Below are 23,991 nucleotides of genomic sequence, written 5' to 3'. Positions count from 1 at the left end.
TCCATGGAAGATCTCAAGAACAAGGTGGCGGTTGTCACAGGCGCGGCGAGCGGCTTCGGTCGCGAACTGGCGATCCTCTGTGCGGCCGAAGGCATGCGGGTCGTACTCGCCGATATCGACGAAGCCGGTTTGAAGCACACGCATTCGCTGTTGCCCGATGGCGCACAGGCACTCGAAGTGCGTTGCGATGTGTCGAAACAGGAATCCGTCGATGCACTCGCGCAAGCGTCTATCGCGCGTTTCGGCGCGGTGCATCTGCTGTTCAACAACGCGGGCGTCGGTACGACCGGCCCGTTGTGGAGCACCACGCTCGACGACTGGCAATGGGTGCTCGGTATCAACCTGATGGGTGTTGCGCACGGCATCCGCAGCTTCGTGCCGGGCATGTTGGCTTCAGGAGAACCGTGCCACGTGGTGAATACCGCATCGGCGGCGGGGCTCGGTGCTTACGAAGGTTCAGGCGTCTACTGTGCAAGCAAGTACGGTGTCGTCGCGATCTCCGAATGTCTGTATCACGAGCTGCAGACGCATGCGCCGCACGTCGGCGTGTCGGTGCTTTGCCCGGCGTTCGTGAACACCGGTATCGCCGATGCGGAAGAGCGCCGGCCCGCCGAGTTCGGCGAACGCAACCCGGGTGCCGCACCGTACGCGGAACGTGCTCGCCAGGCGATTCGCGCAGGGCGACTGAGCGCGGCCGATATTGCGCGCATCACGCTCGACGGTGTGAAGGCGGGCAAGTTCTACATCCTGACGCATCCGAAGATCAAGGCGTCGATCGAAACGCGGATGCAGGACATTCTGCTTGACCGCACGCCTACTCACGTCGCTGGTTAATTTATCCCTTACTCGACCTGTACTCGCATGACCGACGCCCTGCCTCTTGCCGCGACCGTGGACCCCGCTCACCGCCTCGATATCGAGGCGCTCGCGACGTATCTCGAACAACATCTCGACGGCTTTGCAGGGCCGCTCGAATACAGCCGCTTTTCGGGCGGCCAGTCGAACCCGACGTACCTGCTCACTACGCCGTCGCGTCGCTATGTGCTGCGCAGAAAACCGGCGGGCCAGTTGTTGCCGTCCGCACATGCAATCGATCGCGAGTACCGCGTGCTGTCCGCGTTGCGCGATACCGAAGTGCCGGTGCCGGAGGTGTTCTGCTATTGCAGCGACGCATCGGTGATCGGCTCCGAGTTCTATGTGATGGCCTGTGTGGACGGGCATGTGAACTGGCAAAGCCGTCTGCCCGATGCAACGCCCGCACAACGCAGCGCGATGTTCGACGAACTGAATCGCGTGATGGCCGCGCTGCATAGGCTGGATGTCAGCGCGCTCGGCCTCGACGATTACGGTGCGAAGGGCAACTATTTCGTGAGGCAGATCAAGCGCTGGACGCACCAGTACCGTGCGTCCGAAACGCAGCGCATCGAATCGATGGAGCGGTTGATCGAATGGTTGCCGGCTCATGTGCCTGCTAGCGAGCGCGTGTCGGTCGTGCACGGCGACTTTCGCATCGACAACGTGATCTTCGATCCGGTCGAGCCGCGCATCGTCGCGGTGCTGGACTGGGAGCTGTCGACGCTCGGCGATCCGCTCGCTGACTTTTCCTATCTGTGTCTCGCATGGCATCTGCCGGCGGATGGCTTCCGCGGCCTCGGTCCCATCGACGATGCGCAACTGCAGGCGCTCGGCATTCCGCTCGAACGCGATTTCGTCGAACGCTATTGCGAACGCGCCGGCGTGCCCGCCGTGAGCGAAGCCGAATGGAATTTCTACCTTGCCTACAACCTGTTCCGCGGCGTGGGCATTTTGCAAGGAATCATGAAGCGCGCAATCGATGGCAACGCGAGCAGCCGGCATGCACGCGAAGCCGGCGGACGCGCTGCGCAACTCGCCGATGTGGCCTGGCGTTGTGCGGAACGCGCGATGGCTTCTTGACCTGACGACACACACGGCCGACGCACGCTGCGCCAGCCACTACCACTCAACCCAACCAGACAACGAGAGCAGACGATGAACTTCGAACCTTCCGCAAAAGTGGCCGCGCTGCAGCAGCGCGTGTCGGCATTCATGAACGAGTATGTGTACCCGAACGAAGACCGTTACCTTCGGGAGATCGATGAGGGCGACCGCTGGCAACCGATCGCGCTGATCGAAGAGCTGAAAGAGCGCGCCAAAGCGGCCGAACTCTGGAACCTGTTCCTGCCCGAATCGGCACATGGCGCAGGTCTGACCAACGCAGAGTACGCGCCGCTGTGCGAGATCATGGGGCGCGTGGTGTGGGCGCCGGAAGTGTTTAACTGCTCGGCACCCGACACCGGCAACATGGAAGTGCTGGCGCGTTACGGCACCGCCGAGCAGAAGCGCCAGTGGCTCGAACCGCTGCTGCGCGGCGAGATCCGTTCGGCGTTCGCGATGACCGAGCCGCTCGTGGCTTCGTCGGATGCGACGAACATCGAAAGTTCGATTGTGCGCGACGGCGACCACTACGTGATCAATGGACGCAAGTGGTGGACTTCCGGTGCGAGCGATCCGCGCTGCAAGGTGTTTATCTTCATGGGCAAGACCGACCCGCAGGCGCCGCGTCATCGTCAGCAGGCGATGATCCTCGTGCCGCGCGACACCCCCGGCGTCACGGTGGTGCGACCGCTGCCGGTGTTCGGCTTCGACGACGCGCCGCATGGTCACGCCGAAGTACTGTTCGAGAACGTACGCGTACCTGCCGACAACATGCTGCTCGGTGAAGGACGCGGCTTCGAGATCGCACAAGGTCGCCTCGGACCGGGCCGGATTCACCACTGCATGCGGCTGGTCGGTCTCGCTGAGCGCGCGCTCGAAGTGATGTGCAAGCGCAGTCTCTCGCGGGTCGCGTTCGGACGTGCGGTCGCGGAGCAGAGCATCACGCTGCAGCGTATCGCCGATGCACGCATCCTGATCGACGAGACGCGCTTTCTCGTGCTGAACGCCGCGCACCGCATGGACACAGTCGGCAACAAGGTCGCGACGCGCGAGATTGCGATGATCAAGGTCGCGGCACCGAACATGGCGTGCCAGGTGATCGACTGGGCGATCCAGGCGTGCGGCGGGTTCGGCATGCAGGATCGGTTCCTTGCGCATGGCTATGCGACGGCACGGTCGTTGCGCATCGCGGACGGTCCCGACGAAGTGCACCGCAACCAGATCGGCAAACTGGAACTCGACAAGTACCGTGTGCGCGAGGATGCTGTCTGATTCTTGCGCCATGACCGGCGACTACTGGAAGGAGCACGTATGACGCAGCAACCGTGGATCGACTCACTCGAACATCGTTTTGCCGACGTGAACGGCACGACGCTGCATTACGTCACTGCGGGTGAGGGGCCGACGCTGCTCTTCATCCACGGCTTTCCCGAGTTCTGGTTTGGCTGGGAAGCGCAGTTGCGTGCGTTGTCGGATCACTACCGGGTCGTCGCCGTCGACATGCGCGGCTATAACCTCTCCGGGAAATCGCCCGATGTTGCCTCGTACCGGTCGCGCGTACTCGTCGAGGACTTGCAGCAGTTCATCGCGCACCTCGATGCGGGGCCGGTCTTCGTCGTCGCGCACGACTGGGGCGGCGTGATTGCATGGGACCACGCCGCGCGGTACCCGCAACAGGTGCGCAAGCTCGTCATCATCAATGCGCCGCATCCGTGTCTGATGTACCGCGAACTGAAGGACAACGCGGCGCAGCGCAAGGCGAGTGAGTATGTGCTCGTGTTTCGCCAGGAACGCGCCGAGGCATTGCTCGCGGAAAACCGCTATGCGCGGCTACAGCGGATGTTCGATACGTGGGGAGTCGGTGGTCGTGAGGTGAGCGACGCGACGCGCGACGCCTACGTCGAAGCGTGGTCGCAGCCAGGTGCGTTGACCGGCAGCCTGAACTGGTATCGCGCGAGTCGTTTGCATGCGCCGGGGCCGGACAGCGAGGGTATCGATGGCTTCGAGATCGACAGCGGCAACCACCGCGTCGACGTGCCGACGCTCGTGATCTGGGGTATGCGGGACACGGCGTTATTGCCTGGCCTGCTGGATGGGCTCGACGAATACGTGTCGGATCTACGCGTCGAACGAATCGAGGAAGGGTCGCACTGGGTGCATCACGAGTTCCCCGATCGCGTCAATGCGCGGCTGCGTGCGTTTCTGGGCGACTAAAGTTTCTTACCGCCCCATTCATACCCGACGGCACGGCAGTGATCGCTTTCACGTGATCGCGTAGCCAGCGGTGCGCCGGGTCCGTATCCATACGGCGATGCCACGCGAAGGCGACCGGGATCTCCGGCGTATCGAACGGCAGATTGAACACCGCGACGGCGAGCCGCAAGCGCTCGGCGCGACGCGCCAGGTCGTCGCCGACCACCGCTACCAGATCGCTGTTCGCCGCGGCCAGAAGTGCCGCGTTTGCGTGTTGCACGGCGAGGACGATCGAGCGGGTCAGGCCGAGTTGAGCCAGCGCGGCATCGACGGGCCCTGGTGTGCGGCCCCGGCGCGTAAACGAAATATGCCCGGCTGCAGCGAATTGCTGCGCCGTGATCGAACCCGTGAGCATCGGATGATCCGCCCGCACCACACCGACCAGATGCTCGACGTAGAGCGTTTCCGAGCGGATTTCCGGCGCCACGTCGCCGAGCACACCGATCTCTAGATCGACCTCACCGTCGCGCAGGATATCTACGGTGTCTTCGCCATGAGTGACGAATTGCAGCGAGACGTTCGGCGCCTCGGCGCGAATCCGCTCGGCGAGCCGCGGCCCGATCGTTGCTGCGATGGCATCGGTTGCGCGCAACGTGAACACGCGGCTGAGCTGGGTGAAATCGGTCGCAGTCGGCACCAGCATGCGCCGCGCTTCTTCGAGCAACGCACGCACTTGCGGCCGCAGTTCTTCCGCGCGTGGTGTCGGCACGAGCCGGCTGCCGGCGCGAACCAGCACAGGGTCGCCGACCATCTCGCGAATCCGGCTGAGCGTGCGGCTCATCGCCGGCGGGCTGAGATGGACTCGCGCTGCCGCTGCGACGACGCTGCCTTCTTCGAGGAGCACATCGAGAGCCTGTAACAGGTTGAGATCCAGTGAGTGCATGAGGCAATCCTGCGCAAAGGTCGGTGCTACGGATGCTTTAGGCCGCGGTGGCTTCCGCGGCAGGCGACACGGCCGTGAAGTACGGCGTGCGTTCATTTTTTACAGGGCGTCGAGCCCAGCGTTCAACCGATTGATGTTTTCATTTTGCCCGGGTCCCCGTCAGCGAATCGATGTCGCCTTACTTTGAGTGGTAAGGCCGGTACCGTTACTCCGGTTTCTGCCTGCTTCCTCGAAATGACGCACTGAAATTAATTAACCCCGGTTGCGGGCGTGGCTCACCAAGAGAATCAGTCCGGATTGCTTTGTTTCAGGCCACAATCCTGGCTTGTTTTGAAGCGATATGCAAGTCCATCTAGCGATGTTTTATAAAAGATACTGCAACACGGGCGCTCGACGGTGGGTTGCATCGAAGGGAATGAGTTATTCGAGTAATCGCACTGGCGGTGTTCAAGTTCCTTCGCTACCGTGCGATCTGTAAGCAAAACGGTCGTATTTACATACACGCCTGTCTCGCAGAAGTGCGCCAAATGTGGCTTTTCGGGTTGCCGTGCGGGCTGCGTAGAGGGGGTCAAAGCCTTGTCTGGTAAGGCTTTCGGGGCTGATGGTCCCAGAAATTTGGATATGAGACTAATCGTTCTCTTTTGCGACGTGCGCGTGCAATGAACCTCCCATTCTGTTCTTTTCAACTGAGATTCCAGTTTCCCGGAAATTTCTACACCCGTATCAAATAAAGTTAGATTAAGGCGGTCGAAATTTTTTTAAAAAAACCAGATAGATGATCGTTATTGTTTTCGAATTCACCGTGCGATGAATCGACAGGCACCAATCTTGTCGTTGAAATTTCACGGGATTCGGGATTGTTAATTTTTACCAGTGGTACGTCGACGCCACCGACGTCGGGTTTACAGGTTCTGCTTCCTGACAAGGCGTCCAGGAAGAACCGGCTAATTACAACCAGGGGAAAAAGATGAGTCCAAAGATCGTCGTGATTGCAGCATGTCTGGCACTGGCCGCGTGCGGAGGGGATGGCGTCAGCGACAGTTCGGGTGGAGACAGCAGCCACACCGGGAGCGGTACCTCCGGAACCGGCGGCTCCGGCACTGGCCCGACATCGGGCGGCGGGTCCGTACGGACGATGATGTATGAAACACTGGCGGCTCCGAGCGATGCGACCTCGGTCCTTGCCCAGTTGAATGCAGAAGGTGCGAAGGGCTACCGCTATATCGCCGACCTGGGCTTTTCGGACAATGGCGGGACCACCGCCATGAATGTCTTCATCAACGACGGTGCCAATACGTATAGCTACGAGTTCCAGAACGCCGACGCTACGCAGGCGGGATTTCTCGCGCAGGCAAACCAGGAGGGCGCAAAGGGCTTCCGCTACGAGGGCCCGCTGACGCTTGGCAATCTCTATCGTCACCAGGGCAATTCGTCCGCGACGTATAGCTATGCCGCGGCAGCCTCACCGACCAGTTCGGCCGCTTTCCTGACCCAGGCGAACGCGCAAGGTCAGAGCGGATACTGGTACTACGGTCCGGTTCAACTCGACTCGGCGAACACCTCGCTCTACATGAAGGACAACTCGTCGGCTTCGAAGTACGCGTACGATGCCGTGGCGCCAGCGCAGGGCGTCGGCGACTTCGTCACACAGGCTAACAATGAAGGCGCGAAGGGTTACCGCTTCAAGGGACCCCTAGGTTTCGGTACTGACTCGGTGGCGGTCTACGTGAAGGACCAGACGCAATCACCGACCTTCACCTACCTGTCGCAGACTCCGCAGCCAACCAGCACTGCATTCATCCAGCAGGCGAATGCGCAGGGTGCGCAGAGCGAAGCGTATCTCGGTGAGCTCGCGTTCGGTTCGACGCCAGCGGCGCTGTACTTCCTCGCGACCGGATGCACGGGTTTCCTGTGCTCGTCACTCAATACGTTCATCCAGAACTAGGCGGTTGCAGGCAGTCACTCGCCAGTCTCGCGAACTGATTCAATCAGATCGTGAGGCTGGCGTTTTGTCGTTTAAACATGGAGAGGCGATCATGCAGCAGACCTTGATGCTCAAGCGGCGGCGGTTGATCGTCGGTGGTATTGCGCTGGTATCGACGGCGCATTTTCGTTTTGTTGCTGCGCAAACGGCTGAGCGATCTGCGTTTCGCTTCAACGGGGCGGATTACTTCTTCCGCTGGAGCGACGACACGCTGTTCGAATTCACGCCGCCGGGGCAGACGAATCTCGACACGTGGAGCGACATGGTGTCGGTCGTTATCTATCGCGGCGTCAAGACCGCGGATGATCTTGCGAGCGCCGCGAACTCGTTGCTCGACTCTACTAAAGCGAAAGGCGCGGTGCTGAAGACACGCTCCGTTCCAAGGACACCGGATCGTCCCGCCGAGCATTTCATCGCGTCGATGATGGCGGCACCGGGTGTGGTCGAAGGTGTCTTTACGCGCTTCGTGCTGATGGATGGGGTTGGCTATGCGCTGATCTTCTCTCATCGGTTCTATGGTGAGGATCTGCATAAGACGGCGCAGTTGCTGGGCGACTGGGAGAACGCGCATGGTGCGGATATGGAGAAGGCGTTGATGAGTTTTGAGCCGGTGCCGGGGGTGAGTGCGCTCGAGAAGTGGAAGCGTGCCGGTCCGTCGAAGGATTAGTCGACTTGACTCACTAACACCGTGGGTCGACCGGCAGCACCGTTCACTTTGGCATCAGCACCTTGTCGACCACCATGATGACCCCGTTGCTCTGGTAGACGTCATAGGTGGAAATGTCGGCGGTGTGTCCTACCGCATCCATCACGACGATATTGTGGGGACCGTTCTCGGCGAACGTTAGCGTCTCGCCGTTGACGGTCTTCAGTTCGGCCTTGCCTCCTCCCTCCCTGATTGCCTGATCGAGCTTGCGAAAGTCGTAACGTCCCGGCAACACGTGATACGTGAGGATGCTGGTCAGCGTTGCCTTGTTCTCGGGTTTGACGAGGTTGTCCACGGTTCCAGCCGGGAGCGCAGAAAACGCTTCGTTGGTTGGTGCGAAAACCGTAAAGGGCCCCGCGCTTTTTAGCGTATCGACGAGCCCGGCCGCCTTTACCGCAGCGACCAGCGTCGTGTGATCGGCGGAATTGACGGCGTTGTCGACGATGTCTTTGGTGGGGTACATGGCCTGACCGCCGACCATCACGGTCTGGCCCGCGGCAAATACGCTGCTCGCAGCCATCGACAGCGCGACAGCGGTAACGAAGGCAGTACTTCTCATGATGGGTCTCCTCAGCGCGCAGCGCTCGATTGCGCTGTGTCGAACTTATATACGGCGTGAGGGGAGGATTGGATTCATCGATGGCGACAAAGAACACGAGGCAGTTGCGGATGCGTGCGACAGAGTCTGCCCCTTAAGAGTCCATCGACGTCCTGATCATTTCTTTGCAGCAGACTGCATCCAACGGTTCGCTCGACTCGTAAGGTCGATTGAGGACTCGCTTTCTCTGCGCGATACGTTTTCGTTCTTCGCTGAACGGGAGGGAGTCTTTGCGTCCGCGATTTGCGTCATTGCATCGCGCTTGCTGTCCTGTTGCCTCCGCGCGTGCGTCGTGATGGTGAGTTTCGCGGCATCCCTTGCGAAGTCTCTGAGGAGCATGGTCATGTCCGATGTCAAAACCGATTCAGCAGCGCTTATCGATGTGTTTGACCGCCGTGTCGAGCGGCGTTTGCAGCGCCGGCAGTTTTTCAGAAACGCAGGCGGCCTTGGCCTGGGGCTGGTGGGCGGTACGCTCATTAGCGCGTGTGGGGGCGGCTCTGGAACGATCGCATCCGCAGCGGCGGCACCGACCGATGCGGAAATTCTCAACTTCGCATTGAATCTCGAATACCTCGAATCGCAGTTCTACTCGTATGCGACTACGGGCAGCGGTTTGCCCGCAGGTATGACTACTGGCGTCGGCACGCCGGGTGCGGTGATTCCGGGGCAGCAGGTACCGTTCCAGGATCCGGTGGTACAGGCGTATGCAAACGAAATCGCCAAAGACGAACGCGAGCACGTAACGTTCCTGCGCAGCGCGCTCGGATCGGCCGCGGTCGCGCAGCCCGCGATCGATATCGGCGGTACCGATCCGAATGGTGCGTTCTCGGTTGCTGCGCGTGCTGCCGGACTCGTTGCCTCGGGCACCGCATTCAATCCGTATGCGAGCGACAACAATTTCCTGCTCGGCGCGTTCATCTTCGAGGATGTCGGTGTCACAGCTTATAAGGGTGCATCGCCTCTGATCAGCAACAAGACCTTCCTCGAAGCGGCCGCTGGCATTCTCGCTGCGGAGGCGTATCACGCCGGCCTCGTGCGGACGGTGCTGTACTCGAAAGGCATCGACATGACGAGCCTGATCAGTGCGGCTAACGCGATCTCGGCCGCGCGCGCGAGTCTCGATCAGGTCGGCAACGACGATCAGGGCATCTCCGGCAGCACACCGGGCACCTCCAACATCGTGCCGCTCGACAGCAACGGACTTGCCTACAGCCGCGGCTACGGCAACGTGCTCAATATCGTGTACCTGACGAGCACCGCGGCGATGAAGGGCGGTTTCTTCCCAAGCGGTGTGAACGGCACGCTCAACATGAGCGCCTGAACGACGCGTGCACAGGACCCGCCACGCATTATCGCTAGTGCGTTGCGGGCTTCAGTTGTTGCACCGGGTAAGGCAATCGTGACACCGTACTGGAGTCGTCATGGACGAAGTGATGAGCGAAGCGATCGTTCCGCAGACGCTGACCGAGCAGGCCTGTTTCGATATCCGCGAAACTCTCGCAGGGCGCCGGCGTGGCGCGCGTGCGGTGCTGCCATTTGTGGGGCCTGCGGTGGTTGCGTCCATCGCTTATATGGACCCCGGCAACTTCGCGACCAACATTCAGGCAGGTGCGGGCTATGGCTATACGCTGCTGTGGGTGGTGGCGCTCGCCAACATCGTGGCGATGCTGTTCCAGTCGTTGTCTGCAAAACTCGGACTTGTCACGGGACGCAACCTGGCGGAGTTATGCCGCGAATCGTTGCCACGCCGTTGGGTGATCGCGATGTGGGGGATGAGCGAAATCGCCGCGATGGCGACAGACCTCGCTGAGTTTGTAGGTGGGGCGATCGGCGTGTCGCTATTGCTGCATCTGCCGATGATCCCCAGCATGTTGATCACCGCCGCCGTCACCTATGGTCTGCTGCAATTCGAGAAGCTCGGTTTTCGGCCACTGGAGCTGGTGATTGCGGCACTTGTCGGTGTGATTGGTCTGTCGTATCTCGCGGAACTGCTGATCGCGCCGGTGCACTGGCCGTCCGTGGTGGTACACACGTTCACGCCGCGCATCCCGGACAGTAATGCATTGACGATTTCCGTCGGCATTATCGGTGCGACGGTCATGCCGCACGTGTTGTTCCTGCATTCGGGGTTGACGCAAAACCGCGTGAGACCGCGCACTGATCGCGAATGCTCGAAGCTGCTCGCGTTTTCGAATCTCGAAGTCGTGGTTGCGCTCGGTATCGCGGGGCTGATCAACATGGCGATGGTGATCATGGCGTCGAGCGCATTTCACTTCGGACACGCGGATATCGCCAGTATCGAAACCGCATGGCGTACGTTGACGCCGTTGCTTGGTGGGGCGGCAGCAGGTCTGTTTCTGGCGGCGTTGATCGCATCGGGTATCTCGAGTTCGGTGGTCGGTACGATGGCCGGTCAGATGATCATGCAGGGCTTTGTTGGTTTTCGCATTCCCGTGTGGGTGCGGCGGCTGGTTACGATGGCGCCGGCGTTTGTCGTCGTGGCATGCGGGGTCGATGCGACCCGTGCGCTGGTATTGAGCCAGGTGATGTTGAGTATCGCGTTGCCGGTGCCGATGATCGCGCTGGTGTGGTTTACGTCGCGCGGCGATCTGATGGGACGCCACAGGAACCGTAGGGTGACGACGCTCGGTGCGGTGTTGGGAACGCTGGTAGTGCTGGTGTTGAATGGGGTGTTGCTGGTTCAACTGGTGGGGGGATGAATGTGGTTGGCATTCGATTGGGCCGGTTGGGCGCCAGGACGCCGTCATGTTGTGCTTGTTTCAAGCTCTTTATTGAGTGTCTCCGGCAGTGCCTGTCAGAATTTCCCTGTTCCATTGATATATCGGAGAACGCTTCGACAGAGCGATGCTAACCGCGATCTAATTCAAGAGTTGCTAACTTTTGTGAAATATACGGAATATTAACTACTGCATTGCTCGAGAGAAAAAGCGTGTGATAGCGTGCCAATCATACGAACGATCAAAACTATCGCCGACTCGGGCAACGTGCCACCGACACACAACGTCATGGCTCTCCCGTCGGTAGCGTACAAATAGAGTGTCTTGTTACGAGCACGACACGTGCGTTCACGACTACCCGTTGCGTCCCCTGGCTACCAGTCATCGCGAACCAGAGTTTGTATCCGATCTAACGGATGCATTCAGCGGGCCAGACATTGGCCCATGTTCAACACAACGGGGTATTTCCATGCAAGACAACTTTTTGAGTATCTCCACCGTGGGTGGGACTGTCGGCGGAACAGTAGGTGGGACCGTCGGCGGCACTGTAGGTGGAACGGTTGGTGGGACTGTCGGTGGCACCGTGGGTGGTACGGTAGGCGGGACCGTGGGCGGCACGCTGTCCAGCGGGCAGCGTACGCTGCTCAAGACCCGTCTGAGCAAATAAGGCCTGCGCGCGCCGCATAGGCTTAACGCGTGCGGCGCGTGTACTTCTGTATCTCGCTAACCAGGCAAGAAGGTCTGACGCGCATGGCAAACAATAGATATACCTTGTCCCCGGACGTTGTTGAACTCGTTGTAGATGCTCGCACTGCCGTTTATCACCGCCAGCGTGGCGGACTATGCATGCTGGACGATGCAGCGCATAAAGTGCTGCAGGGATTCGGCGCAGGTCGGGTACTGCCGGCATCATGGATTGATGGTGAGCCTCCTTGCCGGGAGGCCGAACTGGTCCAGCAGTTGTTGGCGCGCGGTTTCCTGGTGACCGACGAGGCTCAGCAGCAATCTGTGCCCACCGAAGTCGAGAAGAAGGTCAACATCATCCAGCTCATCCTGGCGAATGCCTGCAATTTTGGATGCACTTATTGCTTCGAAGGCATTCAAGGAAAAGAGATGTCGGTAGAGGCTGAGGTCGCCAAGGTCGATCTTAGCCGGCTGAAAGCCCGGGATGAAATCAAGATCGATATCAACGATTCGATGTATGCCTCCAGGGAGCGCTTCGAACACCAATACGATCCTAAGAACAGGCACATGAAGCCGCACGATGCGGTGCACTACGTCGAAAAAGCTCTTGCGGCTTCACGCTCGTCGGGCGTGCAAAGTGTGATGATTCAGTTCTTTGGAGGCGAGCCACTGCTGAACTGGAAGGCCATTGCAGCTGTCCTTGAGCGCTTTGGCAATGGTGAGCGCGATGACATGCATATCGCCTACTCAACCGTGACGAATGGTTCGCTGATCACCGACGAAGTGGCCGAAACTTTCGCAAGACATCGTGTCGCGGTTTGCGTTAGCTTTGATTCACCTACGAGCCCAAGTCGACCACTAAAGAACGGTGAAGACAGCACACCGGTGGTCATGCAGGGCTTGCGACGTCTGCAGGCGAAAGGCAACCGTATTGCCATCAACGCAGCCTTGACATCGGCTACCTGGAACGATTTTGACGAGTCAATCGTTGACCTCGCCGTCGATGTGAGCGCAGGCGAGATCGGGGTCGTTGTTGATTTTGATCCGAGCTTCTACGCTCGTTACGGCGCACAGAACATTGTCGATCGCCTGTGGCGCGTCGTCGAGTACGGACGACAACGCGGCGTGGTTTTGACCGGCTATTGGCATCAGATATTCCAGGTGTTGCTTGGCCACGACGCGGTCTCCGAACGCGGTTTCAAGAACTGCTCAGCCAAAGGTGCGCAGTTCAGCATCGAGCCAAACGGCTCGGTTTTCGCCTGCAAGGCGGGATCAACCATACTGGGTTCGATTGAGCAGGGTCCGGGCCTTCTCGATGCGCCCGCCTATGTCGAGCACGCCAAACTACGCCACGAGAATCCGGACTTCTGTCGGGGATGCGAAATCGAGGGCTTCTGCGCCGGCCTTTGTCTTGGCCCACTCGAAAAGAAATATGGCGCCATCGACGTCGTCGAACCATCGGCCTGCAATTTCTACCGTGGCATTACGCGCAGGCACATCGAAGCCCTGAAGCCTTTCGAAATTGCTACCTTCGACTTGCAGGCATCCTGACCAATTAGAGAGACCACGCGATGGAAACACACTTCCTTGAACATACATCGGTCACCGGTGCGGACCACTTCAAAACCCACGGCTATGCCGTCGTCGATACGCCGCCGCTGTCGGAACAGGTACTAGAGTCCTTCGACAATATGCCGCGAGACGGACATAGCCTGAAGCGACTGCGCGAGATTCGCCTGTCACAGTACTTTGGCTACCGGGAGGAGGGGCAATGGATCTTCGCGCTGCTGCCGCAACGCAAGTACATCCAGTCGGCCGAATACATCCGGCTGGCCGAAGCTGGCGGCGTAATGCGCCATCGCGAGCAGCTTGAATGCGATCCTTCTTCCTTGATGTCCGCGGTGCTCGAAGTCTTGCCGGTCGACAGAAACGAGAGCTACCACCTCAACGTCAATCAGATCCGGGTGATAGCAAACGCGGAATTCAAAGGCGTCACGGTACCCGAAGGGCCGCATCGCGACGGTCACGAATTTAGCGTGATCGCTATCGCAGGGCGCCACAACGTAGTGGGCGGAGAAACTCAAATCATCGACCCATTGTCGCGTGAGGTTCTTTATCGTCAGATCCTCGCTGAGAACCAGGCCATATTGATCGACGATGAACGCTACATCCATTACGCAACCGATATCGTTCCCGATCAAGGGACGCTCGGGCATCGCGACATCTGGGTCATCGAGATCAATCGTTGGCACAAACGTGCGTATGGCCCCGCGCATGAGCGCCGTGCTCGCGAGGCCACGCTATCCACAGAAGCAATCGCATGACGACGCAAACGCATCCCTCACCGGTCGCGCCGGTTGGTATGTGGCCGGCGTTCGTCCGGGCGGTCCCTACGGCGGTAGCGATTCTCCCCATCTGCATGCTTTTTGGTGTGCTGGCTGCGCAGGCAAACTGGAGCGCATTCGATGTCTTTCTCTTCAGCGCGCTCGGATTCTCGGGGAGTGGGCAGTTCGCACTGCTGCCGCTTGCAGATCAGGGACTGGGTATTCTGACCATGTTGCTGATGGCCGTTTCGATCAATAGCCGATACATACCCATCGCCTTTGCCACAGCGTCGCGCTTGCCGCGTGCTCCAGGGCAACGCGCCTTCGTTGCCCATCTACTGGGTGACGAGGCTTACGCGCTGGAGCACGAGCGCGATCCGAAGAGTTCCATTCTCGTCATCCGCATGACGATTTACGGTACATGGGTCCTGTCTACCGTCGCTGGCTGGTTTGTGGCTGGCCTGGTTCCGCGCAGTCTTCTTGGTGAAGGAGTGAATCTTGGGTTTCCAGCTAGCGTTGTGTTGCTGGTGTTGTCCTTTGGTCAAATGAAGGTTCGGGTTCCAAAGATCACGGCACCCTGGTTTCGCTGCCTCGCGGAAATCAGTCTGTGCGTTGCGGTCGCGCTGGTGCTGTTCTGGACGTTAGGCCGGGTCTGGTTCTGGCTCCCAAGCATCTGTTTCAGCACGTGGCGGCTGTGGAGGGCTGGCGCATGAGCGTTTCTTCGCACGCCATGGCAATTTTGGCGTTGTTTGCCACCAGTCTGATCGTGCGCGTGTTGCCCGTGTTCGTTCGACTGCGCCTGAACGACACAGCACACAGCTTGCTCGAGCGGGTAATACCCATGGCTGTATTTCTTAACTTCGCGGTGTACATCGCGTGGACCGAGATCCACACCGCGCCTGTTGCAGCCATCGCCGCTATCTCGGTGGTGGCTGTCGTCACGTTTGCAACAAGCATTGGACTGGTGCTCACCACCTGCGCGGCGACCCTGGTGTACTTCCTGGTCCAGATGTCTATCTAGGGGTGTATCTTTTTTCGCGCCTTCGAACGACGCCGTAAACGGCAAAGGGGTTACGCAAACGCGTAACCCCTTTGATAAAACTGGTGGCGAATCAGGGATTCGAACCCCGGACCTGCGGATTATGATTCCGTCGCTCTAACCGGCTGAGCTAATTCGCCATATGAGAGGCGAGATTATGAAGACGACGCCGGGGGCTGTCAACCCCCGGCCGTCACATTGCAGAACTCCGCTCCGGGCCGTAGCCCGTCGCCTTAGTCTCAATCGCTGGCGTAGATATTGGAGTCCTTGGTCTCCTTCACGAAAATCAGACCGATCACGAAGGTCGCCAGCGCGATCACGATCGGATACCACAACCCCGAGTAAATATTGCCCTTCGCCGCGACGATCGCGAACGCGGTCGCTGGCAGGAAGCCGCCGAACCATCCATTGCCGATGTGATACGGCAGCGACATCGACGTATAGCGGATGCGCGTCGGGAACATCTCCACGAGCATCGCCGCGATTGGTCCGTACACCATCGTCACGAAGATCACGAGGATCGTCAGGATCACCACGGTCATCGGCCAGTTCAACTGCGCCGGGTCCGCCTTCGCCGGGTAGCCAGCGGTTTTCAGCGTGCTGCCGAGCGTCTTGTCGAATGCCTTGGCCTGATCCTTTGCGTCGGCGGCCTTGCCGTCATAGGTGTTGACGACCGTATCGCCCACCTTGATCTGCGCCAGCGTTCCCGCCGGCGCGGCCACGTTGTCGTAGTTCAGACCGGCCTTCGAGAGCGCCCCCTTGGCGATGTCGCACGAACTCGTGAACTTCGCCGTGCCCACCGGGTTGAACTGGAACGAGCACTCGGTCGGATCGGCAATCACGACGATCGGCGACTGTTGAGTCGCGGCTTCCAGTGCCGGGTTCGCATAGTGTGTGAGCGCCTTGAACAACGGGAAGTAGGTCAGCGCCGCGATCAGGCAGCCGGCCAGAATGATCGGCTTGCGACCGATACGGTCCGACAGCGAACCGAAGAACACGAAGAACGGTGTGCCGATCAAGAGGCCCAGCGCGATCAGGATATTGGCACTGGTGCCGTCCACCTTGAGCGTCTGCGTCAGGAAGAACAGCGCGTAGAACTGGCCGGTGTACCAGACCACCGCCTGGCCGGCGGTCAGCCCGACCAGCGCCAGAATCACGATCTTCAGGTTCTTCCATTGGCCGAACGCTTCGCTCAGCGGTGCCTTCGACGTCTTGCCTTCAGCCTTGATGCGTGCGAACGCCGGGGACTCGTTCAGCTGCATCCGGATCCACACCGACACGCCCAGCAGGATGATCGAGGCGAGGAACGGCACGCGCCAGCCCCATGCGCCGAACGCATCTTCACCGATCGAAGTCCGGATACCGACGATCACCAGCAGCGACAGGAACAGCCCGAGCGTAGCGGTCGTCTGGATCCACGACGTATAGAAGCCGCGCCGGTTCGCCGGTGCATGTTCGGCGACGTAGGTCGCCGCGCCGCCGTATTCGCCGCCGAGTGCGAGACCTTGCAGCAGCCGCATCGCGATGAAGATCACCGGCGATGCAATGCCGATCGTCGCGTAACCAGGCAGGAAGCCGACGACGAAGGTCGACAGGCCCATGATCACGATCGTCACGAGGAAGGTGTACTTGCGCCCCACCATGTCGCCGAGCCGGCCGAACACGATCGCGCCGAACGGTCGTACCGCGAAGCCCGCGGCAAAGCCGAGCAGCGTGAAGATGAAGGCGGCGGTCGGATTGACGCCGGAAAAGAAGCTCTTGCTGATAAAGGCAGCCAGCGACCCGGCCAGATAGAAGTCGTACCACTCGAAAACGGTGCCTAGCGACGATGCGAAGATGACCTTCTTCTCCTCGCGTGTCATTGGCGCATGCGAAATTTGTCCGCTGACGCTAGCCATGTACTGTCTCCATGTTGATATGCGTGCGCGTTCACCCCGGTCAGGCCGCACGTGCACCGATTATTGGAGCGGAAACTTACTGCCTACTGACGTGACGTCTCAAAAATCGGGACGGTTGCCCGGTCGTCAAAATGGTTCTATTTCCAGCGATAGATGTGGCTTGTTCGGCGAATCTGCTCTTATCGTGGTGTTTCTGCCAGTGGGGTAGTTACTTCCCGGCGGACGCCCTAGGGTAAGTCCGGTGCCGGTTTCAGCATAGTCAGACTGACACGCACGAGCGTGCCCGCAAGCTGGGGCGCGTGCTGGTAGACATGATCCTCGATGGCCAGCGTGCCGCCGTGCATCGCGGCGATTTCCCGCACGATCGCAAGACCGAGCCCGCTGCCGTCTCCCTCACGGCCGAGAATCCGGTAGAACCGCTCGACCACGCGCTCACGCTCGGCGGCCGGAATGCCGATGCCGGTGTCCTCGACTTCCAGATGCACCCGCTGCGCCGCCGGTTCGGCGCGCACCCGCACGGTGATGCGTCCGCTGGCCGGCGTATAGCGAATGGCGTTGTCGATCAGGTTCGACAACATCTCGCGCAGCATGACCGGATTGCCGTCTACGGAGACCGGTTCGTCGGGGCCTTCGTAGCCGAGGTCCATTTGCTTCGCGAGCGCCGGCTGCACCCAGTCGCGCACGGCGTGGCGGGCCACTTCGGTGATTTCGACCGGCGTGAAGATCTGCCCTGACATACGGTTTTCCGCGCGGGCCAGCGCGAGCAGTTGCGTGACGAGCCGCGCCGCATGCTCGGAACTCGTCGCAATCTGTTCGAGCGAGCGATGGACTTCGGCGGGCGCGTTCTGGCGCAGCGCCAGTTCGGCCTGGGTCCGCAGTCCGGCGAGCGGTGTCTTCATCTGATGCGCGGCGTCCGCGATGAAGCGCTTCTGCAGCTCCATGTTCTGTTCGAGGCGCGTCAACAGATCGTTGAACGACGTGACGAGCGGCTCGATCTCCGGCGGCGCGCGCCGCGCTTCGAGTGGCGAGAGATCGTCGGGGCGGCGGGAGCGGATATGCGACTGCAGCGCATGCAACGGCGCCAGTCCGCGCGACAACCCGAACCACACGAGCACGATGGCCAGCGGCAGGATCACGAACTGCGGCAGGATCACGCCTTTGATGATGTCGTTCGCGAGCTGGCTGCGCTTGTCGAGCGTCTCGGCGACCTGGACGAGCACGGGCTGGGCGCCGGGCGTCTGCGGAAACTCGACGGTCGTGTAGGCGACGCGGATGTCGCTGCCGCGCAGCACTTCGTCGCGGAATTCGACGAGGCCGGGCTGCGGCCGGTCTTCTTCGTGCGGCAACGGCATGTCGCGGTCGCCGGCGACCAGTTCGCCGCGCGTACCGAGCACCTGGAAGAACACGTTATCGATGTTGTCCGCGCGCAGGAATTCGCGCGTCGAATCGGGCAGCGACAGCTCGGCGACGCCGTTCACCGGATGGATCTGGCGCGCCAGCACGTAAGCATCGGTTTCGAGCGCGCGATCGAACGGACCGTTGGCAATCGATTTGGCGACCAGATACGTGACCGCGATGCTCATCGGCCACAGCAGCAGAAGCGGCGCCAGCATCCAGTCGAGAATCTCGCCGAACAGCGAGCGCGGGCGCGCCGCCGCGGCGGCTTCGGTTTCGTCGGGTGGGGCGAACGGGTTGGCGTAGCTGGCGTCGCGCGCTTCGTCGAGATCCGCCGAAGGGGCGATGGGCGCAGTGGCGCGGTCTGCGCGGGCGGGCATGAATACGTTGCCGTCTATCTATAGTGCTGGTTGGCCGGCATCCCGGGCGATGCCGGTGGTGCGGGCTCGGCGGTGTTTGGGGTGTTGGCAAACGCCTGAGGTTCGCCTGCGGCGGCGGCAACCGGCGCGGCTTTCTCGAGGCAGTAGCCGAGGCCGCGCACCGTGGCGATGCGCACGCCGCCCGGCTCCAGTTTTTTGCGCAGCCGGTGAACGTAGACCTCGATGGCGTTGTTGCTGACTTCCTCGCCCCATTCGCACAGATGATCGACCAGTTGTTCCTTCGAGACGAGCCGGCCGACCCGCTGCAGCAGCACTTCGAGCAGGCCGAGTTCGCGTGCCGACAACTCGACCACCTGCTCGTTGATGCAGGCAATCCGGCCCACCTGATCGAATGACAGCGCGCCATGTCGCACCACAGTCGGACCGCCCCCCGCGCCGCGCCGCGTCAGCGCGCGCACGCGTGCTTCGAGCTCGTTGAGTGCAAACGGTTTGGCCATGTAGTCGTCGGCGCCGAGGTCGAGGCCCTTCACCCGTTCGTCGACGCTGTCGGCGGCGGTCAGGATTAGCACCGGCAGGTTCGAGTTGCGCGCGCGCAGGCGGCGCAGCACTTCAAGCCCGGACATGCGCGGTAATCCTAAATCCAGGATAAGCAGGTCGAAAGTTTGCATCGACAGGGCGGTATCGGCTTCTACGCCGTTCTTCACGTGGTCGACGGCATAGGCCGATTGGCGGAGTGATCGAACGACACCGTCCGCGAGTATGCTGTTGTCTTCGGCAATCAGAATTCGCATGGTGCGTCCAGCCTGGCATTGCCGGCGCCGGGGATGCACCTGGCGCGCAGCGGTCTCCGGAAATCTTGTGGGTAGTGTTGGCGGTCCGGTTGGACGCGTGCGCCGTGACATAGCGTGACGTGGCGTGCGCGCAACTTCAATTCCGGGCTTGCCAAAACTACTGTTTTTTTATACAGTATCTGCGTTCGGTGTGCAACCTGGTGAAACAGGTTGCTCCACCACCTCAGACGCCGATCATCATAGCAAAGGACGATTCATGGAAGAAAGCAAGAAAGGCCCGGCTGGACTGACTGCTGAGAAGAGCAAGGCGCTTGCCGCCGCGCTCGCGCAGATCGAAAAGCAGTTCGGCAAGGGGTCGGTCATGCGGCTCGGCGCTGGGGAAGCGGTCGAGGACATCCAGGTGGTCTCCACGGGTTCGCTGGGGCTCGACATCGCACTGGGCGTCGGCGGTTTGCCGCGCGGCCGGGTGGTCGAAATCTACGGGCCGGAATCGTCGGGTAAAACCACGTTGACGCTGCAGGTCATTGCCGAAATGCAGAAGATCGGCGGCACGGCGGCGTTTATCGACGCGGAACACGCGCTCGACATCCAGTACGCGGGCAAGCTTGGCGTCAACGTGTCCGACCTGCTGGTGTCGCAGCCGGATACCGGCGAACAGGCGCTCGAAATCGCCGACGCGCTGGTGCGCTCGGGCTCGATCGACATGATCGTGATCGACTCGGTGGCGGCACTGGTGCCGAAGGCCGAAATCGAAGGCGAGATGGGCGATTCGCTGCCGGGCTTGCAGGCACGGTTGATGTCGCAGGCACTGCGCAAGCTGACCGGCACGATCAAGCGGACGAACTGCCTCGTCATCTTCATCAACCAGATCCGGATGAAGATCGGTGTGATGTTCGGCAATCCGGAAACCACGACGGGCGGTAACGCGCTGAAGTTCTATGCGTCGGTACGTCTGGATATCCGCCGTATCGGTTCGATCAAGAAGAACGATGAAGTGATCGGCAACGAGACGCGCGTGAAGGTGGTCAAGAACAAGGTGGCGCCGCCGTTCCGCGAAGCGATTTTCGACATTCTGTATGGCGAGGGTATTTCGCGTCAGGGCGAAGTCATCGACCTGGGCGTGCAGGCCAAGATCGTCGACAAGGCGGGTGCCTGGTACAGCTATAACGGTGATCGTATCGGCCAGGGCAAAGACAACGCTCGCGAATTCCTGCGTGAAAATCCGGACATCGCGCGTGAAATCGAAAACCGTATTCGCGAATCGCTGGGTGTGAACGCGATGGCGTCCGCTGCACCTGTTGGCGCCGCTGCTGAAGTCGCCGACGAAGAGGAGTAATCATCGCGTGATACGCAAGGGCCGGCCGGTGTCCGATACAAGGCGCGCCGGCGGCCCGCGTGATGACGAGTCGCGTGGATCATCCGGTCCCGCGGCTGCGTCTGATTCATCGGCTGATCCATTCGAGTCTTTCGACGATCACGACCGCGCTGCTGGTCTGAACTCCGATCGCAACTCCGATAGGAGCACCCGCCGATCTTCCGGCTGGTCCCGGCCCGCTCGAGATTCGCATCGCCCAGATGGGGCGAGCGCCTCAGGCGCCGATACTTCCTCGTCAGAAACGGTCTATAGCCGCTCGCGTCGCACTCGTGACGAGTCAGGTTCCGCCACAAAGTCCACCGATACAGACACGGCCGCGCGCACCACACGCCCAGGCCGTTCACTGAAAGGTCGAGCGCTCGGCTACCTGTCCCGCCGCGAATACAGCCGCGCTGAACTCTCGCGCAAGCTGATGCCGTTCGCCGACGAAGCCGATCCACTCGAAGCATTGCTCGACGAACTCGAGCGCGATGGCTGGCTCTCCGACTCGCGCTTTGCGGAAAGCCTGATCAATCGGAGGGCGTCGCGTGTTGGAGCGAGCCGGATCGTAAGTGAGTTGAAGCGCCACGCGGTGAGCCAGACGCTGATCGAAGAAACCGGCGCGCAGTTGCGCGAAACCGAAATGGCGCGGGCGCAGGCTGTCTGGCGCAAAAAGTATGGTGCACTTCCCACCACAGTCGCCGAGCGCGCAAGGCAAGCGCGTTTTCTGATGGCGCGCGGATTCTCACAGTCCATCATCGGAAAGATTCTGAAGGGCATCGACGACGAGTGGAGTGGCGACTAGCTGCTTCGCGTTGCCTTCTACGATGTTGCATCGCCGCAGACATCGCGCGAAAGTCCAGCCCGCCAGCCTCCCACGGCTGACTCCAAGATGTCTCAAATACTCGATATGCTAAAATCAGGCGGTTTTCCAATCCGGCCTTCCGTCCCGCATGCCGCTTTCCCCGCCCGTCTCCCGTCAGTTGCGCCACCGTCGCGCAATCCATGCGGAAGCCTATGAGCGTGCCGATGGCTTGTGGGACATCGAGGCGTGCCTGACCGACCAGAAGCCACGCGATGTGGCGCTTGCGTCGGGTGTCCGGCCCAATGGCCTGCCGATCCATGAACTCTGGCTTCGCATCACGATCGATCGCAAGCTCACCGTCGTCGACGCCGAAACGTCGTCCGACTGGGTGCCCTATCCCGGTCAGTGCGAAACCGCCAATTCCGCCTATCGCGCCCTCATCGGGCTCAATCTGCTCAACAACTTTCGTCGCGACGCTACCCGCCTGCTGGCCGGTACCGCGGGCTGCACGCATCTCACCGAGCTCTGCGCAGTCCTGCCTACCGCGGCCATTCAGGCATTCGCGGGCGACGTCTGGAACACGAAAAACGGCGGCCCCGACGGCAAGCACGAGCAAGGTAACGAAGGCAACGAAGGCCACGCAAGCAACGGTACAGACAACGCAAGCAGCACCACACAAACCACCCGTTCAATCGACAAACCGCCTTTCCAGCTCGGTCGCTGCCATGCGCTGCGATTCGATGGCGAGGCGGTTCGACAGTTTTATCCGCGCTGGCACGGCCACGCGCCACGCTCCGCTCGGGCCGAAACAGCCGGCGAGCCGTGCGCAAACGCGGCAGCCAATGCAGCAAGTGCAAACGATACGACTGACACCAGCGATAAAAACAGCAATCAAGTTCAATCCAACTCTCAGACTGAAGGGAATCACGCATGAAGATTCACGAGTACCAGGGTAAGGAAATCCTGCGGAAATTCGGTGTCGCGGTACCGCGCGGCACGCCGGTGTTCTCGGTGGATGATGCGGTCAAGGCCGCTGAAGAGCTGGGCGGCCCGGTATGGGTCGTGAAGGCTCAGATCCACGCGGGTGGCCGTGGCAAGGGTGGCGGCGTGAAGGTGGCGAAGTCGCTGGAACAGGTTCGCGAGTACTCGAACCAGATCCTGGGCATGCAGCTCGTCACGCACCAGACTGGCCCGGAAGGCCAGAAGGTGAACCGCCTGCTGATCGAAGAAGGCGCTGACATCAAGAAGGAACTGTATGTCGGCCTCGTGATCGATCGCGTCTCGCAGAAGATCGTCGTGATGGCATCGAGCGAAGGCGGCATGGACGTCGAAGAAGTCGCAGAAAAGACGCCCGAGCTGATCCACAAGATCGCTGTCGATCCGGCAACCGGTCTGAAAGACGCCGAAGCCGACGAACTCGCCACGAAGATCGGCGTGCCCGCCGCATCGCTGCCGCAAGCTCGCGCGATCCTGCAAGGCCTGTACAAGGCGTTCTGGGACACCGACGCATCGCTCGCCGAAATCAACCCGCTCATCCTGACCGGCGACGGCAAGGTGATCGCACTCGACGCGAAGTTCAACTTCGATTCGAACGCACTGTTCCGTCACCCGGAAATCGTTGCGTACCGCGATCTGGACGAAGAAGATCCGGCTGAAGTCGAAGCGTCGAAGTTCGACCTCGCGTACATCTCGCTCGACGGCAACATCGGCTGTCTCGTGAACGGCGCAGGCCTCGCGATGGCGACGATGGACACCATCAAGCTGTTCGGCGGCGAACCGGCGAACTTCCTCGACGTCGGCGGAGGAGCTACGACCGAGAAGGTCACCGAAGCGTTCAAGATCATGCTGAAGAACCCGAATCTGACGGCGATTCTGGTCAACATCTTCGGCGGCATCATGCGCTGCGACGTGATCGCGGAAGGCGTGATTGCGGCGTCGAAGGCCGTGTCGCTGAAGGTGCCGCTCGTGGTCCGCATGAAGGGCACGAACGAGGACCTCGGCAAGAAGATGCTCGCCGACTCCGGTCTGCCGATCATCGCCGCGGACAGCATGGAAGAAGCTGCGCAGAAGGTCGTCGCAGCCGCTTCGGGCAAGGCTTAACCGGGCGCGCCCATCACCGGTGACGAAGGGCGGCGCGAACGCGGCGCCGGCGAGCAGTTTCGCCGTGCCGCGCGCGACGCCAGCTGGCGCCGGGACAAACGAA

21 protein-coding genes and 1 tRNA gene are annotated in these 23,991 nt (G+C 60.8%); 16 read left to right on the top strand and 6 right to left on the bottom strand.

Annotated elements, in window-relative coordinates:
• Positions 1-3 precede the first annotated feature (3 nt).
• The 4 genes from FNZ07_RS30170 (at position 4) to FNZ07_RS30155 (ending at position 4,170) form a co-directional block, all read left to right on the top strand.
• Positions 4-834 (top strand): SDR family NAD(P)-dependent oxidoreductase, encoded by an 831-nt coding sequence (locus FNZ07_RS30170; RefSeq protein ID WP_091011098.1) that lies wholly within the window; start codon positions 4-6, stop codon positions 832-834.
• A gap of 27 nt (positions 835-861) precedes the next feature.
• The gene (locus FNZ07_RS30165) at positions 862-1,935 is read left to right on the top strand and encodes a phosphotransferase (RefSeq protein ID WP_091011099.1); all 1,074 of its coding nucleotides are present in this window, start codon (positions 862-864) and stop codon (positions 1,933-1,935) included.
• Positions 1,936-2,010: 75 nt separating this feature from the next.
• Positions 2,011-3,228, top strand: a complete 1,218-nt coding sequence (locus FNZ07_RS30160) for an acyl-CoA dehydrogenase family protein (protein WP_091011100.1) — start codon at positions 2,011-2,013, stop codon at positions 3,226-3,228.
• A 39-nt stretch (positions 3,229-3,267) separates the two neighbouring features.
• Positions 3,268-4,170, top strand: coding sequence for an alpha/beta fold hydrolase (locus FNZ07_RS30155; protein WP_091011101.1), 903 nt, complete (start codon positions 3,268-3,270; stop codon positions 4,168-4,170).
• On the opposite strand, the gene FNZ07_RS30150 is transcribed toward FNZ07_RS30155, so the two are convergent.
• Complete coding sequence (locus tag FNZ07_RS30150) at positions 4,136-5,092, bottom strand: LysR family transcriptional regulator (RefSeq protein WP_091011102.1); 957 nt, start codon at positions 5,090-5,092, stop codon at positions 4,136-4,138. The genes FNZ07_RS30155 and FNZ07_RS30150 overlap by 35 nt on opposite strands.
• A gap of 967 nt (positions 5,093-6,059) precedes the next feature.
• On the opposite strand from FNZ07_RS30150, the gene FNZ07_RS30145 reads away from it, so the two are divergent.
• Together FNZ07_RS30145 and FNZ07_RS30140 are read left to right on the top strand one after the other, a co-directional pair.
• Positions 6,060-7,037, top strand: coding sequence for a hypothetical protein (locus FNZ07_RS30145; RefSeq protein ID WP_091011103.1), 978 nt, complete (start codon positions 6,060-6,062; stop codon positions 7,035-7,037).
• A gap of 91 nt (positions 7,038-7,128) precedes the next feature.
• On the top strand, positions 7,129-7,743 hold the full coding sequence (locus FNZ07_RS30140; protein WP_091011104.1) for a hypothetical protein: 615 nt from the start codon (positions 7,129-7,131) through the stop codon (positions 7,741-7,743).
• 43 nt (positions 7,744-7,786) lie between these two features.
• Here FNZ07_RS30140 and FNZ07_RS30135 read toward each other — a convergent pair whose 3' ends face one another.
• Complete coding sequence (locus tag FNZ07_RS30135; protein WP_091011105.1) at positions 7,787-8,341, bottom strand: fasciclin domain-containing protein; 555 nt, start codon at positions 8,339-8,341, stop codon at positions 7,787-7,789.
• A 382-nt stretch (positions 8,342-8,723) separates the two neighbouring features.
• Between FNZ07_RS30135 and FNZ07_RS30130 the strand changes: the two genes are divergently transcribed.
• The 6 genes from FNZ07_RS30130 to FNZ07_RS30100 all read left to right on the top strand — a co-directional run bounded on the left by FNZ07_RS30130 (position 8,724) and on the right by FNZ07_RS30100 (position 15,147).
• Positions 8,724-9,701: a ferritin-like domain-containing protein gene (locus FNZ07_RS30130; RefSeq protein ID WP_091011107.1), complete on the top strand. Its 978-nt coding sequence runs from the start codon at positions 8,724-8,726 to the stop codon at positions 9,699-9,701.
• Positions 9,702-9,801: 100 nt separating this feature from the next.
• Positions 9,802-11,100 (top strand): Nramp family divalent metal transporter, encoded by a 1,299-nt coding sequence (locus FNZ07_RS30125; protein ID WP_091011108.1) that lies wholly within the window; start codon positions 9,802-9,804, stop codon positions 11,098-11,100.
• Positions 11,101-11,964: 864 nt separating this feature from the next.
• The gene (locus FNZ07_RS30115) at positions 11,965-13,353 is read left to right on the top strand and encodes a radical SAM/SPASM domain-containing protein (RefSeq protein ID WP_170275861.1); all 1,389 of its coding nucleotides are present in this window, start codon (positions 11,965-11,967) and stop codon (positions 13,351-13,353) included.
• Positions 13,354-13,373: 20 nt separating this feature from the next.
• On the top strand, positions 13,374-14,126 hold the full coding sequence (locus FNZ07_RS30110; RefSeq protein WP_091011111.1) for a 2OG-Fe dioxygenase family protein: 753 nt from the start codon (positions 13,374-13,376) through the stop codon (positions 14,124-14,126).
• Positions 14,123-14,839, top strand: coding sequence for an AzlC family ABC transporter permease (locus FNZ07_RS30105; RefSeq protein ID WP_091011112.1), 717 nt, complete (start codon positions 14,123-14,125; stop codon positions 14,837-14,839). The genes FNZ07_RS30110 and FNZ07_RS30105 overlap by 4 nt, the downstream gene beginning before the upstream one ends.
• Positions 14,836-15,147, top strand: a complete 312-nt coding sequence (locus FNZ07_RS30100; protein ID WP_091011113.1) for a hypothetical protein — start codon at positions 14,836-14,838, stop codon at positions 15,145-15,147. The genes FNZ07_RS30105 and FNZ07_RS30100 overlap by 4 nt, the downstream gene beginning before the upstream one ends.
• Positions 15,148-15,228: 81 nt before the next feature.
• Here FNZ07_RS30100 and FNZ07_RS30095 read toward each other — a convergent pair.
• The 4 genes from FNZ07_RS30095 to FNZ07_RS30080 form a co-directional block, all read right to left on the bottom strand.
• A tRNA-Met gene (locus tag FNZ07_RS30095) sits at positions 15,229-15,305 on the bottom strand.
• A gap of 99 nt (positions 15,306-15,404) precedes the next feature.
• Positions 15,405-17,063 carry an MFS transporter gene (locus tag FNZ07_RS30090; protein ID WP_091011114.1) on the bottom strand — a complete coding sequence of 553 codons (1,659 nt, stop codon included), beginning with the start codon at positions 17,061-17,063 and terminating at the stop codon, positions 15,405-15,407.
• A gap of 227 nt (positions 17,064-17,290) precedes the next feature.
• Positions 17,291-18,838 carry a sensor histidine kinase N-terminal domain-containing protein gene (locus tag FNZ07_RS30085; protein WP_091011115.1) on the bottom strand — a complete coding sequence of 516 codons (1,548 nt, stop codon included), beginning with the start codon at positions 18,836-18,838 and terminating at the stop codon, positions 17,291-17,293.
• Positions 18,839-18,852: 14 nt separating this feature from the next.
• The gene (locus FNZ07_RS30080; protein WP_091011116.1) at positions 18,853-19,629 is read right to left on the bottom strand and encodes a response regulator transcription factor; all 777 of its coding nucleotides are present in this window, start codon (positions 19,627-19,629) and stop codon (positions 18,853-18,855) included.
• Between the two features lie 256 nt (positions 19,630-19,885).
• On the opposite strand from FNZ07_RS30080, the gene recA reads away from it, so the two are divergent.
• The 4 genes from recA to sucC all read left to right on the top strand — a co-directional run bounded on the left by recA (position 19,886) and on the right by sucC (position 23,888).
• Positions 19,886-20,965, top strand: a complete 1,080-nt coding sequence (gene recA / locus FNZ07_RS30075; RefSeq protein WP_091011117.1) for a recombinase RecA — start codon at positions 19,886-19,888, stop codon at positions 20,963-20,965.
• A gap of 7 nt (positions 20,966-20,972) precedes the next feature.
• The gene (gene recX, locus FNZ07_RS30070; RefSeq protein WP_091011620.1) at positions 20,973-21,788 is read left to right on the top strand and encodes a recombination regulator RecX; all 816 of its coding nucleotides are present in this window, start codon (positions 20,973-20,975) and stop codon (positions 21,786-21,788) included.
• A gap of 148 nt (positions 21,789-21,936) precedes the next feature.
• The gene (locus FNZ07_RS30065; RefSeq protein WP_091011118.1) at positions 21,937-22,722 is read left to right on the top strand and encodes a DUF2889 domain-containing protein; all 786 of its coding nucleotides are present in this window, start codon (positions 21,937-21,939) and stop codon (positions 22,720-22,722) included.
• Positions 22,719-23,888, top strand: coding sequence for an ADP-forming succinate--CoA ligase subunit beta (gene sucC, locus FNZ07_RS30060; RefSeq protein ID WP_091011119.1), 1,170 nt, complete (start codon positions 22,719-22,721; stop codon positions 23,886-23,888). Before FNZ07_RS30065 ends, sucC begins: the two co-directional genes overlap by 4 nt.
• The last annotated feature ends 103 nt before the right edge of the window (positions 23,889-23,991 follow it).

Source organism: Paraburkholderia megapolitana, assembly GCF_007556815.1.
Lineage (GTDB): Bacteria > Pseudomonadota > Gammaproteobacteria > Burkholderiales > Burkholderiaceae > Paraburkholderia > Paraburkholderia megapolitana.
The sequence above is the reverse complement of the archived record's forward strand: the minus strand, read 5'-3'. Positions and strand labels throughout refer to the sequence as shown.